16 protein-coding genes and 1 tRNA gene are annotated in these 18,013 nt (G+C 58.5%); 10 read left to right on the top strand and 7 right to left on the bottom strand.

The annotated features are described in order from the left end of the window. Window positions 1-1,025: lysylphosphatidylglycerol synthase transmembrane domain-containing protein (locus ABIL25_07110; protein MEO0082043.1), on the top strand; the 1,025-nt coding region annotated here is incomplete at its 5' end. A 143-nt stretch (window positions 1,026-1,168) separates the two neighbouring features. Here ABIL25_07110 and ABIL25_07105 read toward each other — a convergent pair. From ABIL25_07105 to ABIL25_07080, 6 genes are all read right to left on the bottom strand, one after another. Further along, complete coding sequence (locus tag ABIL25_07105; protein ID MEO0082042.1) at window positions 1,169-3,112, bottom strand: S8 family serine peptidase; 1,944 nt, start codon at window positions 3,110-3,112, stop codon at window positions 1,169-1,171. Between the two features lie 222 nt (window positions 3,113-3,334). Further along, window positions 3,335-3,694: a hypothetical protein gene (locus tag ABIL25_07100; GenBank protein ID MEO0082041.1), complete on the bottom strand. Its 360-nt coding sequence runs from the start codon at window positions 3,692-3,694 to the stop codon at window positions 3,335-3,337. Between the two features lie 43 nt (window positions 3,695-3,737). Continuing rightward, window positions 3,738-4,001: a hypothetical protein gene (locus ABIL25_07095; GenBank protein ID MEO0082040.1), complete on the bottom strand. Its 264-nt coding sequence runs from the start codon at window positions 3,999-4,001 to the stop codon at window positions 3,738-3,740. A gap of 70 nt (window positions 4,002-4,071) precedes the next feature. Then, window positions 4,072-4,290: a DUF5668 domain-containing protein gene (locus ABIL25_07090; protein MEO0082039.1), complete on the bottom strand. Its 219-nt coding sequence runs from the start codon at window positions 4,288-4,290 to the stop codon at window positions 4,072-4,074. A 43-nt stretch (window positions 4,291-4,333) separates the two neighbouring features. Continuing rightward, a complete protein-coding gene (locus ABIL25_07085; GenBank protein ID MEO0082038.1) occupies window positions 4,334-5,227 on the bottom strand; it encodes a DUF4097 family beta strand repeat-containing protein in 894 nt (297 codons plus the stop codon). Between the two features lie 46 nt (window positions 5,228-5,273). Beyond that, the gene (locus tag ABIL25_07080; GenBank protein ID MEO0082037.1) at window positions 5,274-5,669 is read right to left on the bottom strand and encodes a DUF2089 domain-containing protein; all 396 of its coding nucleotides are present in this window, start codon (window positions 5,667-5,669) and stop codon (window positions 5,274-5,276) included. Between the two features lie 369 nt (window positions 5,670-6,038). Between ABIL25_07080 and ABIL25_07075 the strand changes: the two genes are divergently transcribed. From ABIL25_07075 to ABIL25_07040, 8 genes are all read left to right on the top strand, one after another. Further along, entirely contained in the window at window positions 6,039-7,220 is a 1,182-nt protein-coding gene (locus ABIL25_07075) for a hypothetical protein (protein ID MEO0082036.1), read from the top strand. A 148-nt stretch (window positions 7,221-7,368) separates the two neighbouring features. Then, window positions 7,369-7,800, top strand: a complete 432-nt coding sequence (locus ABIL25_07070) for a UPF0158 family protein (GenBank protein MEO0082035.1) — start codon at window positions 7,369-7,371, stop codon at window positions 7,798-7,800. A gap of 425 nt (window positions 7,801-8,225) precedes the next feature. Then, a complete protein-coding gene (locus ABIL25_07065; GenBank protein MEO0082034.1) occupies window positions 8,226-9,158 on the top strand; it encodes a hypothetical protein in 933 nt (310 codons plus the stop codon). After that, the gene (locus ABIL25_07060) at window positions 9,155-9,844 is read left to right on the top strand and encodes a L,D-transpeptidase (protein ID MEO0082033.1); all 690 of its coding nucleotides are present in this window, start codon (window positions 9,155-9,157) and stop codon (window positions 9,842-9,844) included. The genes ABIL25_07065 and ABIL25_07060 overlap by 4 nt, the downstream gene beginning before the upstream one ends. After that, window positions 9,844-10,500 (top strand): L,D-transpeptidase, encoded by a 657-nt coding sequence (locus ABIL25_07055; protein ID MEO0082032.1) that lies wholly within the window; start codon window positions 9,844-9,846, stop codon window positions 10,498-10,500. Before ABIL25_07060 ends, ABIL25_07055 begins: the two co-directional genes overlap by 1 nt. 100 nt (window positions 10,501-10,600) lie before the next feature. Next, window positions 10,601-10,687, top strand: a tRNA-Ser gene (locus ABIL25_07050). Between the two features lie 236 nt (window positions 10,688-10,923). Continuing rightward, window positions 10,924-13,470, top strand: a complete 2,547-nt coding sequence (locus tag ABIL25_07045) for a heavy metal translocating P-type ATPase (GenBank protein ID MEO0082031.1) — start codon at window positions 10,924-10,926, stop codon at window positions 13,468-13,470. 51 nt (window positions 13,471-13,521) lie between these two features. Then, complete coding sequence (locus ABIL25_07040) at window positions 13,522-14,577, top strand: CapA family protein (GenBank protein ID MEO0082030.1); 1,056 nt, start codon at window positions 13,522-13,524, stop codon at window positions 14,575-14,577. 53 nt (window positions 14,578-14,630) lie between these two features. On the opposite strand, the gene ABIL25_07035 is transcribed toward ABIL25_07040, so the two are convergent. Then, window positions 14,631-15,524 (bottom strand): cation diffusion facilitator family transporter, encoded by an 894-nt coding sequence (locus ABIL25_07035; protein MEO0082029.1) that lies wholly within the window; start codon window positions 15,522-15,524, stop codon window positions 14,631-14,633. 250 nt (window positions 15,525-15,774) lie between these two features. Here ABIL25_07035 and ABIL25_07030 point away from each other — a divergent pair. After that, window positions 15,775-18,013, top strand: a 2,239-nt coding sequence (locus ABIL25_07030) for an IPT/TIG domain-containing protein (GenBank protein ID MEO0082028.1), incomplete at its 3' end; no start/stop codon positions are given.

The following is an 18,013-nucleotide window of genomic DNA, read 5'->3' as shown; positions in this document are numbered from 1 at the left end:
AAAAGCCAGCAAACGGCCTGCCTGCTCCGCCGGTGTTCAGGCCGACTGCCCTGCGCCGCGGCGTGCGCGTCTTCATAGCGCTCGCGGTTGCAGCTGCAGTAGTAGTCATGGTTCTGACGGTAAACCGGGATACGCTGGCCGGACTTGCCCGCATTCGCTGGTACTGGCTCGTTCTCACCGGCCTGCTCTGGATAGTGGCGACGTGTTCCGACGGCGCCAGACTGGCAGTGCTATCAGCCGCGGGCGAACACCGGTTGGGCATCCGGCGCTCCTGCGAGGTAATCCTAGTAGGCTATTTCATGGCCGCCATCACACCTTTCCAAGTCGGCGGTCTGCCGCTCCAACTCTACAGCATGAACAAATGGGGCATCAGTCCGGGAAAGGCGTCAGCCGTACTTCTGGCCCGCGGCATTCTGTTCTATGGCCTGGTATTCCTGTCCGCACCGTTCATCGCCGGGTTCCTGGGTGTATCTTCACTTCTACTGCGCATCCTGACCGCATACGTCGGTGTCATCATTGCGGTCGGTGCCGCACTCATCATTCTTGGACTTGCGTTTCCCCGGGTCCTTCGGCGCTGGCAGGAACGAGCTGGCAAAGAGAACCACCCGGGCCGACTACGCCGCCTCCTGGCTCGTGGTCTAGCCGAGGCCGAACACTTTCTGGCCGGTCTTAGACTATTTCTGTCCGGCCACAACCTGAAGCTTCTGGCTGCGGCTACTGGGCTGACGCTGGTTTACGGAGTTGCGTTCTTCGGCATGAGCGCATCGCTTCTTGCTGGCCTTGGCGTGCTCGAGGCTGGGAACACATTCCGAGTGGTCGGCATCAACACACTGCTGACCACGGTACTGCTCTTCGTGCCTACACCCGGGGCAAGCGGTGTAGCCGAGGCCGGCGCGGCAGGGCTGTATTCAATGCTCTGTCCGCGGCACATGCTTGGAGTCTTCGTTGTGCTTTGGCGACTGTTCTCATTCTATATCGGCGCAATCATCGGCGGTTTGGTCGCGCTCAAACACACTACCCGCTAGGTCAAGAACATGGCGGCTGGAAGCCGACCGACTGGTGTCACGTCTTGTCCAACCGACCTGACCGAGTCCCAATGCTGCCGCCGATTCTCGGCAAAAAAGAGCGCCTCCGAAACCGGAGGCGCTCAACCGAGATTCAGAATGCGCTATCTGACGACCGCAACCTTACCTGTCTCGTGCAGACCTTGTGACTCAACCGTGTAGAAGTACACTCCAGCCGCAAGCTCGGAAAGCTCGACCCGGTTCTCGCCTTTGGTTGCGGTAAAGCTGGTCGAACGTACAGCCCGACCCGCACCGTCGTACAGCGTGACGTTGACCTGTCCGTCCCGGACCAGGTCCAGGACAAACGCGGCCCGGCCTTGACCGATGGGCTGCGCCTTCACCACTGCAATGTCGGCGCTGCCAGCGGCCTGAGCACCCGCGTTCTCTTCAGGCATCGAAAACTGGTTCTGGACCAAGGTAACCGAGCCGGCATTGGCGCAGCTCAGGTCGAAGAAGTAGGAACCCGAACCTTTGTAGGACTTGACGTAGAGCTTATAGTTGCCGGTCACGGTCGGCGTGTACCCGATGTATTCCTGCCGGGTGGTGCCAGCAGACTTGGCTACCTGAGTGCCACTCGGGTTATACAGATACAGGTCAAAGTCCTGACTTGTAGTCCACGACGGCATCACCATTGTCACCGCAATCGGGTATGTGGTCGAGTTGACGTTTACCTGCCAGATATCAGTCTTACCCTTGGCCGTAAGGTTATCTGCCCGGTACACGTGCTCCGGAACTACCGGCCCGGTACCGGCATAGCCACCAGCAGCCTTAACCGCCTCGTATGCCTGACTGCGGCCTGAGCCGTAGTCCACGTCCTTCCCTGTCGGCCCCCAGTCCTGAGCAGTGGACTGCAAGTAGCTCTTGACTTGGGCCGGAGTGAGCGCAGGATTGGCGTCAAGCATGAGTGCGGCGATTCCCGCGACAAACGGCGTCGCCATCGAGGTACCGGACATCGTTGTGTACTGGTTAGTCGTCCCCTTCTTAGCCGCGGTGATGTTCCAGCCCGGACCGCATACATCCGGCTTGATGCGGCCATCTGCGGTCGGACCGCGACTCGAGAAATAGGCCAAGAAGTAACCTTTCTCGCCACAGTCTGACATCGCACCAACGGTAATCGGACTCTCGGCAGCCGCGGGCGAGCCGATGGTGTAAGTCTTGGGCCCGGAGTTGCCCGCGGCGACACACACCACGATTCCGGCTGCGACCGCGTTGTTACACGCGACCGAAAGAGCATCAGTACCGTCTGAGCTGCCCGAAGACCCGAGGCTGATGGAGAGTACCTCGATACCGTAGGTCGCCTTGTTCGAAACCACCCAGTTGATACCATTGACTATCGCGGTGGTCGTACCTGAACCAGAAGAGTTCAGAACCTTGACCCCGACCAAGGCTGCGCCCGGCGCAACACCCTTGTAGGTCGGATTCGCATCGCCCGCACCTGCGGCAATCGAGGCGCAGTGCGTGCCATGGCCATTGTCGTCGTAAGGAGTGGTCCGGTTGTTCACGTAGTCCTTCCAGCCGATGACCTTGCCGCCGTCCAGGTCATAGTGTGCGGCATCAATGCCGGTGTCGAGAATAGTGATGACAATATCATTCTTCGAGTAGCCAGAACTGCCGTCGGCATTACCATCAACGCCGAAATCACTTCGGGCCTTGGTCGCACCGTACCAGCTCGAAGCGGTCCCCAGACATGCGTACACCGGATTGTCATATTCAATCTGCTTCACCTGCGGCAACTGGGCCAATGCCAGCACTTGAGCAGGGGTGAGATTGGCAGCAAAGCCGGGTATAACATCCCATCGAGCAAACGCCGCAAATCCGAACCTTGCCTCCAGGTCCGATACCGCGGCGTCGGTTGCGGGCTGATTGAGCATGACGATAACCGGCAGAGGGTCGTTGCTCTGAAGCATCAACTGCTCCAGGTTCTCGGCGAGCTTGTCGCCGTCGGCATCAAAGAGCAACTCCGCCTGTGCCTGAGGCAGAGTGGTTGCGATTGCAGCCGCAGCGATAAGCGCAAGCGGCAGCATCACACGAACCAGGTCCTTCTTCATGCGTTTCCTCCTTATACTTTGGGACAACCAATTCTAGTACACCGCCTGACGCTGTCAACCTCGCGCGTTGCTTGACTTGTTACCGCTCCGGTGCTGAACTCAGAAATTGTCTAGGGTCTTGGAAATCGGACACCCGGTACTACTGCACAAAACTGCCTTGTTGTCCAGGGGCATTCTTCCCCGTTCGCCGGCTCCATTGGACTGTTGTCAGTGACAACCAGACTATTCCAGCCAGACCTCGACGTGCTTGCCCTCTTCGTCCTCGTCAACCTCAACGATTTTTCCGGTGATGCCCTTTTCCAGTGCCTCGCTCACAACCTTGAGGTCAACATCGTGCTCAGCAATTCTGGCCTTGGCTGATTCCGGTGCCATTTTGAGTCCCCACTTCACAAGTCCAAGAGGCAGAGTTATATTCACCTTGGGCCGGTCCAAACCCCTTTCCCACACTTTCACCTTCAGGAACCGGTTCTTCTGCGAGTCAGCGTCCGCGCTCTTGATTGCATCAAGCAGCTTGGCCGCCTCCTCGGCCGTTATCTTCTTCTCTTCAAGCATCTTCAGTATCCGCAGCCTGTCATCACTCATCACTGTCTCCGTTTCTCGCTTATGCCCATGCCTGATTGTTTTCCTACTGGTTTGGTTTTCCTCTTATCTCGGAAATTGCCTCTTCCACGTCAATCCGGCCTTCTTCTAGCCGGTCAATAATAACCCGCACGTTCCGCCGGCGACCACGCACGGCCCGCCGTACCCGCTGCACGACGATGTAGCTTCCGAGGCCAACAAGCAGCAAAGGCCAGTTTCTGGCAAACGAAATGTAAGGCACCCCAAGGTGCGAAAGCCATATCCACAGCCCGGTAACGAGAATCACAATCCCCCAGCCCAATCTCCTCATCTTACCCTCCCTGCCGCTTCGGCTCCTGCAAGTTCGCCGTTATGCATGACCAATTCTGCGTTATCTGTTGTCACGGTCGCCTCCGCCTGATGATCCAGGAAACCGCCTCAGCGATGCTCAACAGACCGACAATGATGATTATCACCGGCCAGTCCCGACGGAATACGATACCTGATGTCAACACACCCAGGTTGGCAAGCCAGATCCACAGCCCAATTGCAACGACAATCAGACCCCAGATGATCCCCCTTACCACTTTCTCATCCTTTCTGTTTTTGCGTTCTGGCATCCGGTATCTGGTATCTTTCCCTGTCTGTCAGCGCTACTCTTCATCACTCCTCCGCTGCCACTCTGACCCTGATATCCGCCCTCCGGGTCCTGAGCCTCAGCACCCGTGAGCCCTTACCGAACTTCACCCGCATTGACCGCTCGGCCTCTTCGAGTACCTCGTGGTCAGACCCGGCCTCAACCGATATCTCGCCTTCTTCCTCGCATTCCATATCCAGGACCACGTCCGCGTCCGGCCCGAGCTCAAGCTTGATGTCACCGGACCTGCTGACAACCTCGCCGGAAAACTCTCCGACCGGCCTGAGCGAAATATCACCAGACTTGCTCTCAACACTGATACTGCCCGCTACTCGCTCAAGAACAATGCTACCAGACACGCTGTCAATGCCGATGCTGCCATGAACATCCTCAAGAACGATGTCACCCGAGACGCTCTTCAGTGTGAACTTCCCCCTGGTACCGCTGACCTTCACGTCGCCTGACACCGAGACCAGCTCCAGCCTGGACTCACGTGGCACCCTGCCGGACAAGTCTCCAGAAATCGAGCGGACCATCACCTGGTCATCCCGTTCCCTGACTCTGACCATCGTGCCCAATCCGTCGAGCCGCACGCGGTCTTCGTCCCACCCTGAGACCTCAACGTCGCCAGATACGCTCTTCAGAAACAGGCTGTTCTTGCCCGGGAAATCGGTCCGTGTACTGTCGCTCCGGTCGAACCCTGACCTGACCGCCGAGGATACCGCCTCAGCCACAATGTCAGGAATCCGGTCAAGCTCAGCCGCGAGAATCCGGCGCTGGCGCCGAAGACTGAATCGCGGTGGCTCGGGTGGCTCACGAACTGCCTCTGCTCCGAGCGCCTGTATCAGTCTCGCAGCCTGGTCAGCATTTATCTTTCCGTCCTCGAGCAACTTCAGAATTCTCGACCTTTCCTCACTCATCCTGTTCTCCCTATTTCTCAGTCTTCCCAGCACTTCACATCACATTTCATTCCGGCTCCTTCTCGCTCACCTCTCCCCTCAACATCCTCTCGGCATCCTCCGGCGTGACCTCGCCGCGTTCCAGCATCTCGATAACCTGAACCCGGTCAATTTCTGGCCGGGCAACTGTCCCGTACCCGAGCGCGGTCAGCAGCGCGTCCAGGCGAGAACGAACAGTTGGGTAAGAAATACCGAGCTCACGCTCCACCTCCCGAATCACGCCCCGATTTCTCACAAACACGACTAAGAACTGGTACAGGTCTGCGGGCAGCCGGCAAAGCTCTGGCACGTTGAAGCGACCCCGCACCGACGTGCCGCAGGAATCACAGCTCAACTCGGTAATCACCATACCAGCATTGCACACCGGGCACTGCGACACGATTCTTCTCGGTCTATCTCCCATGGCCTGCCTCCATTCTGACAATCGGCGTTCCATGCGTTCTGGTAAATGCATTTCTCTTTCTGTTGAACAGCCGAATCGTATTCACTGTATCCATTATAACCAATTATAGGATAATGTCAATAATAAGTCTCGGAAATATTGATATTATTGATATAGATATTGATTATAGTAATACAGTTAGCTTTGTCAGATAAGTAACAATGAATCAGTTGTTTGGCGAACACAGTCGCTTTACGGCTCTAGTCAGCTCTGACAAGCAAAGCTGGTGAGGAAACCACCTGCCCTCTTACACGGATACAGGGGCAGGGTGCTTCTCCTATGGGCGCGGTTTGACTTCTGGCCTGGTCCGATTATCTTTCACCCATAAAGATGAGACCCGCAGCCATCGCGCTGGTCCTGGTCACGCTATTAGCAGCTCAAGAACCGCCGGCTCAGCACCTGCTTGGTCGCGCACCGCTCGAGAATATCATTGCCATCAGCGCCGGCCGGTTCACATCCACAGACGCCGATGACGTGCTCGCGTTGCAGGACCTTGGCCGAGTTCAGTTTGCATCCGCGCCTGGCCTTGGCCGGGCCGAGGCCGGACTCTTTCGCCTCGCTTTGCTGCGACTTGAATCCGGCCGGTTCTCTCCGGTCTGGCAAAGCCAGCCAATGCTCGCATCTACAGTCCCGCAGGCCCGGCTTGCTGCGAACGCCTGGACCGCGGCCGACATCAATTCGGACTCAAAGCAGGAAATACTACTGTTCGGCCCGGACTCCTGCACCGTTGTTTCGTTCGACCAGTTCACGGCCCGGACCCGGTCAGTGCCAATGCGTGGTGCCTGGGTTACCGATGCTGCGGCCTGCGACCTTAACTCGGACTCGGTCCCGGAAATCACGACGCTCGAACTGTCGCCGCTCGACTCCGCGCTTACCGGCCGCCTGCTCCGCGTGTATCACGTCACTGACTCCGGGCTGGTCGCGGTTTCCGAGTATATCGGCGGCATTGACTGGGGGCCTGATATCGAACTTACCCTGCTCGGCAGCGCACGGCTCGAGGAATACTGGGGCACACTTCCTGTCCTCGCCGGCATCTACCACTCTGTTCGACCCAGCATGTACGCGGTACTTGCGGATTACAGCAACAAGCGCAAGAAACCTGAGACCAACGACCAAGTGACAACAGAGACCGCGTCCGGCTCGGAAGCTCTGACTTCAGAGTTGTCGGGAGAAGCGTTACGCCTCACTTCACACCCCTTCCCGTGGCGCAAATGGTTCACCAAAGATGAGATTCTGCCTGCCGGCCGACTTTCGCTCTTCAACGTGGGAGATACTCTCGTTGCCTACGGCTACTTTGTTCCTGGCTCCGGCCGTGTCGCCTCCAGTCGTCCGACCCCAAACAGCTTTGCCGCACTTCAGGATGGCGCCTGGCGCCTACTCCCGCTCACCGACGCCGCAAGCCGCATCTCCGGCCCGGTCTGCCGGTTCAGCCTCGACGGAACGCAGGGCTGGCTCGAACTTCGTGACGACGTCTTCCGCTTCTATCCCGGCGAAATCTTCCACTGGCGCTAGCCGCCGCTGACAAGACCCGATACTCCTTCGGCCGTCTGCACGCAGCCGCAACCGGACCGAGGCTTCACTTGTGTTGCCGCCTGCAGGAGTCTCGCAAATTGCACGGACCTCAGATTGACGCTGGAAAAGCCGGGGTTAGAATGCTCTGATGCGCACGATAAAGGTCTCGACCCGTGACCTGCTCTTCGCTCTCACGAGCCGCATGCCGGATACAAGCCACTATCTTGATACTGAAACCGGCGAAGTGGTACCGGTCTTCTCGTTCAATCGCGACCGCATCCTGGCCATGGTCAAGGTCAACCCGGAGCGCTATGTCCGAATTGCACCACAGTCCCCGGGTCGGGCGCTTGAGATGATGAAGCGTTTTGCCGGAACCGTTACGCGTCCGGCCTTGCGCGAGCGTCTGGAGGCTGCGCTAAGGGAGGACCATTCGTTCCGTCAGTTCCGCACGGTCCTGCGGGAATCGCCGATTGAGTACCGACGATGGCAGCGTTTCCGCACCGATACGATGACCCAGGCGCTGCGCATGAGGCTGAAACAGAGGGACATCGAACTCGAACTGGTCACGGACGAGGACTGACCTGACGAAGTAGAATTGCTCGCGGTCGGCAACTTTGGCAGCGACCGAGCATTGAACTACAGGATGCGTCAGCAGCTCAACCCGGCTGCTTCTATTGTCTCGGTTGGCCCGAAGGCCGAGAGCCTTCCGTCACCGCATGTTGTGGACCATCTCCTCAAGGGCCAGCGTATGCTAAGACGAACCGAACCAACATAGCGGAGCTGCCGGCTAGCGGCAGAAAGATTGTGAATGGCGATAGCTGGGTGACGGTTGGCCCGAGCTTCAACACCGTAGCAGACAACACCTTCCGCACCTCTTGCCAGGTTCGGTCTACGCCTGCGCCGCCTGTGCAGAAGCCCAACATCTCAGGCAACAGCGCATGCGTCAGCATCGTTTCACCAGCACAGCAGGTATGATTGACAGGTGTTACAAAGCGGATATACTTCATGCCAGTTTTTATGAATCGGGTAGCGGCCAGCGCTTTTCTTTTTCTTGGACTGGTCTTCGGGTCAAACGTACCGCCCCCAGCAGCCGGGGATACCGTGGTGGCCGAATGCCTGGTCCAGCTCAACGGCACCGCGCTAGACTGGAACGAAATCGGCCGGTTCGTCATGCCAGGCGAGACGCTCTGGCTCGATATTTTGGAAAGCAGGAACCACAGCGGCTGGGTCGCGTCGGCCGGCGAGCTTGTCGAAATCAGTGGCCGGACCGCATGGGTCGCGCCGTCCGACCCCGGACTGTATCCCCTTATTGCCTCGGTTGGCGAGACCATGAAGCGGATAAATGCCTTCGTGATGGTGCCGGCGGAACGAGTAACAAGCGGCTCACTGAACGGGTTCTCCATCGGCAAGTACCAGCGTACCCCACCGTTCCCGAGGTTTGACAAGCCTAGGGGCTTCATCGAGGTCACGGCCGAAAATGCGGCAACCCCGGTCTCGGCCCGCTACACTCTTCGTGACTTTGAGCCCAAGAACACGTCGTCGTATCCGAAGTACATGGTGCTGCGCGAAGACCTTCTCGTCAAACTCGAACTGTTGACTGACCTGGTCAAGGGCAAGGGCTGCGGTTGCGAGCGGCTGGCAATACTGTCTGGGTATCGAACACCGGCCGGACACCGGAGCGGGGTCAGCAGCGCCCATTACTATGGCGGCGCAGCCGACGTGTACATTGACGCCGACAACGACGGCGAGATGGACGACCTAAACCATGACGGCCAGTCCACCTCGGCCGATGCCAGGATACTTGCGGGATGGGTGGACGAACTTGAACAGGTCCATCCCGAGCTAGTCGGTGGTTGCGGCTGGTACCGGCGTACGCGGTCTCGCGGACCATTCGTGCATACGGATGTCCGCGGCGAGCCGATGCGCTGGCATCGATGAAGCCGTTTCCGCTCCTGCAATCAATCTGCCTTATTCTTCTCGCAGCACTTCTCATCAGCTGGTCTGAGTTGCTGCTGCCGTTCCGGGAAAGCCTGTGCATCGACGTCGTGAAGCTCGCAAGAGAACTCTACGAGGCACGCAAGGAAATAGACAAACACCAGAAAATAATGCCGAAGTTGACGTTCGAAATCGAGGAACTGTCACGGACAGCAGGTGAACTTGCTGGCAAGTTCGCAAGCGCGTTCTCCAACGACCTGTACGTCGCCATCAACATCCCGGCCAACCGGCTGTACCTGCGCCGCGGAAGGCAGCTTCTCCACGAAGCTGCCATCTCTACCGGCACGAGCGACACGCTGAAGCACGGTTCGCGGAAGTGGATATTTGAAACACCGCGCGGCATTCTCACCGTACGGCGCAAGAAGGAAAAGCCGGTGTGGGTGAAGCCGGATTGGGCGTTTCTGGAAAAAGGTGAGCCGGTTCCACCGCTTGATTCGCCCTTGCGGATTCAACGTGGAATGCTCGGCGACTATCTGCTTGACCTCGGCGGTGGCATTGCAATTCACGGCACGCCGTATGAAAACCTTCTGGGCCAGAGCGTGACCCACGGCTGCATCCGGGTAGGCAAAGAAGACCTCAAAGTCCTCTACGATTCGGTGCCGGTCGGCACCAGAGTTTACATCTACTGATGGCGGACGGACGCTTCAAGGTCACGCTTTCAGCATTGGCGGTCGTCTTGGTCGCGCTTGCCCTTGCCCGCCTTGGCGATGCGGTCGGCAAACGCGAACTCATGAGAGCGGTGCGTGAAGTTCGGCTGGAACGGGCGCGGGTCGGAGCTGAGTTCGAAGAGATGGTTGACCGCAAGGTCAGGCTGGAACTGGACCAGCAGTTGTTGAGCCACCGTATTACCCACATGTCCAAGCGAGAACACTACCTGGTGGTCAGCCGCGACCGCGGCACGGTTCAGCTCTTTTTCGGGGACAAGGAACTGCTTGAGGTAAAGTTTCGGTTGCGCGGCTCAACTGATGGTGTTAGTCAGTTCGTCACGCTGCCCAAGGGCACGTTCCAAATACTGGGTAAGCGCATGGACACCGACTGGTACCGGCCGGACTGGCTCTATCGGCTCGAAGGACTTACGCCTCCCCGAGACTCGGCCGAGCGGCTGGTGCGGAACGCATTCGGTCCGGCTGAGCTGTTCCTTGGCGGTGCGCTGTCAATCCACGGTCCGGTCAGTGATGCGGTCCCGGAAGGAGCAGTTGACCACACCTACATCGAGCTTGACGAAAAATCGCTCAAGGCAGTGGCAAACGCGGTCGGGCCCGGGTCACTCGTGTACATCGAATAGCCCTGCGTTGACAGCCGGCCGCGGTTCGCTATCCTGCCTTTGCCGGCTTGGGACATAATCCGAAATCCTCAACGGGTCTCGGTCATGTCCCTTGCGGTCTGGAGAGGTGCCGGAGTGGACGAACGGGCATGCCTGGAGAGCATGTGTACTCGCAAGGGTACCGTGGGTTCGAATCCCACCCTCTCCGCTTGCTGCCGCCCAAAACGGCCGGCAACACCAAGCAAAGCGAGCCCCGGCTGAACGTCCGGCTCGGCAGCTTCGCTGCCGAAGATTCGCAACTCCCTCGGCTCGTTTTTCGAATCCCACCCTCTCCGCTTGCTGCCGCCCAAAACGGCCGGCAACACCAAGACTCTGATTCCCGTTTCGGCACTATCGGACGATCGCTCGGGGCATCGAGACCCACCGGGCTGGGTCTAACTAGTTGTGAAGCAGCACAGCACAGTCCATGTTGATCCGGTCTGCAAGATGAAGGTCGTTGAAGGCCATGAAGCAGCCACATCCGAGTACCGGGGAACGAAGTACTACTTCTGCAATGTGAACTGCAAGGTCCGATTCGACAAGGAGCCGGAGAGGTTTGTTTCGGGGCGGACGCAGCCAGTAGTCCGAACGCAGAACAAAGAACCCAGAACTGAAAGAGATCGAGCAGAGCGACCAGACAGCGGCCGGCCAGCGAGGACGCACACCGTGACGCTTTCGATTGGCGGAATGTCGTGCGCTTCGTGCGTGGCCACGGTGGAAAGGGTACTTCTCCGCGTGCCAGGCGTGAAGTCTGCGGTTGTGAACTTCGCTGTCGAGAAGGCAATCGTCGAGTACAACCCAAAGGTAGCATCCTTAGTTGACTTGGAGAAGGCGGTGACCGACGCAGGGTATGACATCATTCGCAGTGCCGTAGGTGAGGAAGACAGGGCCGACGCCGAGCAGCAGCACGCGGCAAGAAGACTCATCTGGGCCTGGGTGCTGGGCGGCGTACCGATGCTCTTGATGCTTCTGCACAACCTGCTGCACTGGCATCTGCCCGGAATGATAATCCTTGATGTCACGTTCTGTGCTGCGACTTTGTTCGGCCCGGGCTGGAACACCCTGAAGGGCGCGTGGACCTCGGTGCGGGCTGGGTCGGCATCAATGGACGTTCTCATCGTGCTCGGCGTAGCGTCCGCCCTGGTTTCTGGAATTGCGGTGCTGGCCGGTTTGCCAATCAAGAGCTTCGCTGACGCCGGCGGCATGGTAATGGCGGTGTTTCTTACCGGCCGGTACATCGAGAGCAGGTCCAAGGGTCGGGCTTCGCAGGCGATTCGGAAACTGGTTGCGCTCGGAGCAAAGACCGCGCGAGTGCGCTTGAGTGACGGAACTGAGAAGGAGGTCCCGGTCGCGCAACTCCGGCTCGGGGACGTGATGATCGTGAAGCCGGGCGAGAAGATACCGACTGACGGCCGGATTCTGGATGGTTCAACTACGGTGGATGAGTCAATGGCCACCGGTGAGGCAATGCCGGTAGAGAAGAAGCCCGGAGATGAGGTTATCGGCGCGACGATCAACGGCAACGGCGTCATCAGCGTGGAAGCAACCAGAGTCGGCGCTGACACTTTCCTTGCCAAAGTCATCAGGCTGGTAGAAGAAGCCCAGGGGTCCAAGATTCCGGTTCAGGCGTTTGCCGACAAGGTCACAGCACGCTTCGTACCGGCCGTGCTTGTAGTCGCAGCGGTAACTTTCCTTGCCTGGCTTACCTTCCCATCCGTATTCCAGCCGGTCCTGAACTGGGCCGCCGGGTTCTTGCCTTGGGTTGACCCCCAATTGCCGGTTTTCTCGCTTGCCTTTTTCGCGGGCGTGGCGGTCCTCGTCATCGCTTGCCCATGTGCCTTGGGCTTGGCTACCCCAACCGCACTCATGGTCGGGTCAGGCATGGCCGCGGAGCGAGGCATCCTTTTCCGCTCAGGCGAGGCGATTCAGGCGCTGAAAGACATAAAAGCGGTGGTGTTCGACAAGACTGGCACGATAACCCGTGGACGGCCTGAGGTGACTGACTTGGTTCCAGTACCAGGCGTTAGCAAGGAGGAACTGGTGTTGGTCGCGGCCGCACTTGAGCGCGGCTCAGAGCATCCTCTGGCCCAGGCGGTTATCGTGGCTGCGGGAAGTCAGACTTGTCCAACGGGTCAAACCTGTCCGATTCAGCCCTCACCCTTCTTTTCCCCTAGAAGGGGAGAGAACAAAAAGGAGGAGATGAATCTGTTTGCCTCTGGCGTCCAAGCCGTGCCCGGCCTTGGAATCAAGGGAGTGGTCAATGGTAGGCTAGCCCTGGCCGGCAAGGAGAAGCTCCTGGCCGAACACGGCATCAAGACAGAGCCGCTGCATACCAGGGCTTCAGAGCTCGAAGCCCGGGCAAGAACCGTTCTTTTTGTCAGCTACGACGGCAGAGCACTCGGACTAATCGGTGTCGCGGATGCGGTCAAACCGGACTCAGCCCGGACAATTGCGGAACTGAAGACTCTGGGTATCACGCCGGTCATGCTTACCGGCGATAACCGCACCACCGCCCAGGCAGTCGGTAGCGAGGTTGGCATCGAACGGGTCGTGGCCGAGTTACTGCCAGCCCAGAAACAGGAGACCGTAGCTCTGCTCAGGAAAGAGTTCGGTCCGGTGGCAATGGTCGGTGACGGCATCAATGATGCGCCGGCGCTCAAGGCCGCGGACGTCGGCATTGCCATCGGCACCGGTACGGATATCGCCATCGAATCGTCGGACGTGACGCTGGTGCGGGGCGACCTGTCCGGCGTAGTATCGGCTGTCAGACTGTCGCATGCCACCTTCAATAAGATTCGGCAGAACCTGTTCTGGGCTTTCTTCTACAACACGGTGGCAATACCAATTGCGATGCTCGGCCTTCTACATCCGATAGTTGCCGAGGTGGCGATGGCGCTGTCCTCAATCAATGTCGTTACCAATTCGCTTCGGCTGCGGCGGCTGCGAGTCTAGTTTGCTTCAGCTTGTGTCGGGCAGACCGGCGAGTAAGCTTAGCATCTGACCATGTACCAGTTGTTGGCGATATTCCTGTTTCTGCTGTTGACCGCGGGCAGTACCCCAGTGACGTCGGACAATGCCCGGCAGTTGGACACGACCAGACCGCTGCCGGTTGAACCTGAGCCACAGCCGGTCGTGATTTCCTGGGTCGGCGACATTCACCTTGGTCAGTCAGTGGGCGAAATGGGTCTTCTCAAGGGCATGGACTACGTGCTTGCCGACGTGAGCGACTCGCTTCTGTCCGACAGCCTGACCGTGGGCAATCTCGAATGCTCGGCCTCGACCATCGGCCGGGCCGAGAAAGGCAAGGAATACACATTCCAGGCTCCACCCGGGCTGCTGCCCGGTCTGCGCGAAAACGGCATCGAGCTCGTATCCCTTGCGAACAATCACGCGCTGGATTTTGGGAAACCGGCGATGCTTGAGATGCTCGATCACCTGCGCTCGGCTGGTCTGCTCTACGCCGGAGCCGGGCCGGACATTCGAACTGCATCAGCACCGGTGTATGTGACCATTGCCGGACAGACGGTTGCCATATTGTGTTTCAGTCGGGTCGTGCCGGCCGGCTGGCAAGCGGGCAGAACGAGTCCAGGTATTGCCGGATGCCTTGCCCCGCGTCTGCTGCTGGAGCGCATTGCCGAAGCCCGCGACAGCGCCGATATTGTTGCGGTGTACGTCCACTGGGGCAAGGAGAAGATGAGTGCGCCTGAGGATTACGTCCGGTTGCTTGCCTACCGCTGTGTCGAGGCTGGAGCCGACCTGGTCGTCGGCAGCCATCCTCATGTCCTGCGCGGGTTTGAGTTCTATCAGGGTCGGCTGATTGCCTACAGTCTGGGCAATTTTGTTTTCACGAACCGGGACGGTCGGGCAAGCATGATTCTGCGGACGGCCTTTCTTGGTGACAGCCTCGTGTCCGCTTCGGTTGTACCGTGCCGCATCAACATGCTGAGACCGGAGCTCGAAACCAATGAAGCTGGACGGCAGGACATCTTCCGGCACCTAACCGCAATCTCAGTGAACGCTGTCGTGGACAGCTCAGGAACAATCAGGCTTCGAGACTAGCGAAGCACCGTCTCAAAGCACAGTCCTGGCGCAGGGTGTGAAACTGACGTGCCCTACTCCAGGCAAACCCTGTCACCGGACTTGCACTTGTCGCACTCCAGCTCAAGCGTAACGTGCTCAATCCGGTAGTTGTCCTGGAGCGCGCACTCGAGCCGGACAAGCATTGGGTAGAAACTTGCCAGGTTGCGGTCCGGCACAACAAGGTGCGCCATCATGGCGCGCTCACCCTCGCCCAAAGTCCAGATGTGCAGGTCGTGGATACCAGCAATTGCCGGGTCAAATCCGAGAATGAAGCTTCTCACCTCATCGAATGACAGGTCTTTCGGCGTCGAGTCAATCAGGATGCTTGTTGACTCACGGAACACCGACCAGGCACCCCAGAGTACGAATGCACTGACCGCAAGCGACAGAATCGGGTCAATGACGAACCAGCCGGTGAAGTGGATGACAACTCCGCCGACAAGCACAGCGGCCCAGCCGAAGAAGTCCTCAAGCATGTGCCACATCACCGCCCGGATGTTCAGGGACTGCCGGTCCCGGCGCAGGAGCAGGACGGCTAGACCGTTGACCGCCAACCCGGCCAGTGCCATTGCAATGAGAACCGGGCTTCGGACCGGCTCTGGATTAATGATGCGAAGGATTGCGGCGCGCGCAACGAGAACGGTCAGGCCGATAAGGAACAGGGCGTTGATGAATGCGGTGAGAATTCTGACCTTCCGGTATCCGAAAGTCCGCCGTCGGGTCGGCGCACGACGTGACAGGCGCAGACCAAAGTAGGAAAGACCAAGCGCCACCGCATCGCCGGCGTCGTGCAGCGAGTCGGCCACGAGCACGAGCGAGTTGGCAACGATGCCGAGTACCAGCTCGGCCGCCGCAAAACCGAGGTTGAGCGCGATTGAAACAATTAAGCTTCGTCCCTGCCGGACGTGGCTGTGTTCTGGTGCCATCAGCATGATATTACGCCGAAACGGTGCCGAGACAAGCACGCTGGTTTCCGATTGACAGCAAACCGAGGTGGTGTATTCTTACGCAGCCCTATAGGGCAGGTTCGCAGAGTTCTAGGCGCAGAGCCAGAGAACTACATCCGAGTCAAGACAGGAGCGACGCGCAAGTCTGCCTGCATGGTAAACCCGCTGTTTGGCTCAAGGGCGGCCGGCCAGACAGTGGAGACAAGAAAGGCTGCCAAAAGGAAATCAGATGAAACGCAGAATGGCAGTGATCAACGCCGCAGTGCTGGTTCTGCTGGCTGTTGGCCTTGCAGCGGCTCCAACAACCGAGCTGCCGGCCGTCCCGGTTGCAGAGCCAGGCTCAGCAGCAACTGGCACGGTCACCGTGCACTGGGATAAGGTGTACGACCAGCAGGGTAATGTAATCGCCGAGGACGTAACTGACGCGCTCGACCCGAACTACCTGTACTGGAAAGCATACAACAATAGTTATCTTCGCCGCAGTGACAAGTCGCAGAATCCATCCCCGACAGATCTGGTAGCAATGAGCTTCCTGACAAGTCAAGACGTCGTATGCATGGACCCGGGCGGGAACTATGTGTACAATGTCAATGGTAATACCCTGCGCAAGTTCGACACCTCAACTGGTTCGTATACCCAGTACACATTGAGCTACTTTGGCAATGGTGCCTGCGGCACCGATGGTCAGTATCTGTACGTGCCGAACGGCACTACGGTGTACAAGTACACACTCACCGGTGGCTTCGTGAACGCGACGACCATCAACATATCTACCAACCAGTACGGCTTTGCGGTAGTTAGAGATACCGTCTGGTGCAACAGCGGTTACGGTACGACCTACTACGCATTTCCCTGCTCACAGTTCAATGGCGGGTCAATCACGTACGTTGCAAGTTGGACCATGGGCGGCTCTGGCGCCACGCCGATGAACATCGCCTGGGACGGCACTTACTACTACTGGACCTGGGGCGGTTACTCATCGAACACATTCATGCGCTTCTACAGCAACCGCACCCTGTACAGCACGGGTACGGTCTACGGTGACATGCGCTCGGTAATGGCGATGATGCCGCCGCCGACCGTGGCCACCATCGCTCCGAACAATGGGGTTCAAGGGAGCGGGCCAACTAGCACAACCATCACCGGCACCAACTTTGTCAGCGGCGCAACGGTTAGCTTCTCCGGCACTGGAGTAACGGCCACCAGCGTTAGCGTGACCAGCCCCACGTCGCTTACCTGCAACGTCTCGATTGCAGCCGGTGCGACCCCGGCTTCCCGCGACGTTTCGGTTACTACCAGCTACGGAACAGGTACGCTGACCAACGGCTTCACCGTGAACCCTGGCGTGCCGACCTTGACCGGCATAAGCCCGAACAGCGGGGCTCAGGGTCAGACTCTTACCGGTGTGACGCTCACCGGTACAAACTTCAATGGTGGCAATGCCCAGGTGATTTTCTCAACTCCCGGAGTCACGGCCACTAACGTTGTGGTCAATAGCCATACCCAGATAACCTGTGACATCAACATTGCTGCTGGCACGACCCCAGGCGCAGGTACAGTACAGGTGCAGACCAATGGCGGCACATCAGGTACTCAGCCCTTTACCGTAACCGCGGGCCAGCCGAGCCTAACCGCAATCGTTCCAAACAGCGGTGTTCAAGGCCAGACAATTGTTGGCGTAACATTGACCGGGACCAACTTCAACGGTGGGTCAGCAGCCGTAGGCTTTGCCAATCCAGGTGTGACCGCAAGCAACGTCGTGGTTGTCAGCCATACTACAATAACCTGCGACGTTACGATTACATCTGGTGCCGCGGTCGGTGCTGGCGACGTGATGGTGACTACTGCAGGCGGCACAGGCACGCTGACTGGCGGTTTCACCGTTATTGCAGCACTACCTTCCTGGCCAAAGGGCTGGCATGAAGCGAAGTCCATGCCCAAGACCCCGACTGACAAGGCACCAAAGGACGGTGCGTGGATGGCCCTTCATGCGGCTGGCACTGATGCCAACCCGGTCATCTACGTTGCCAAGGGCAACAAGGCGACCGACTTCTACATGTACGACCCCCTGGCTGGTGACTCCGGGACCTGGTATGAGAAGAAGCCGATACCGGGTAACGAAGGCACCAAGCTAAAGCCGCCGTCCAAGGGCTGTGTCGGTGTATCTGATGGTGTGCAGTACGTGTACATGACCAAGGGCAATAACACCCTTGGATTCTGGCGCTACGATGCAGTTGCCAACACCTGGGACTCCATGCCTGGCGTGCCCGAAGGGCCATACGGCAAGCGGGTCAAAGGTGGCACGGACATGGTGTTTGCGTCCTACAAGGACACTGGCTGCGTGTATCTACTCAAGGGCTACAAGACCGAGTTCTACCGGTATAACCCAGTAGCTGGAAGATGGGACACCCTGCCAGAGGTGCCGTATGGTGGGAACGCCAAGAAGTACGACAAAGGCTCGTTCCTTG

Source organism: candidate division WOR-3 bacterium (genome assembly GCA_039801365.1).
Lineage (GTDB): Bacteria > Hydrothermota > Tepidihabitantia > Tepidihabitantales > Tepidihabitantaceae > JBDRUN01.
This window is presented reverse-complemented; position numbering and strand designations above follow the sequence as displayed.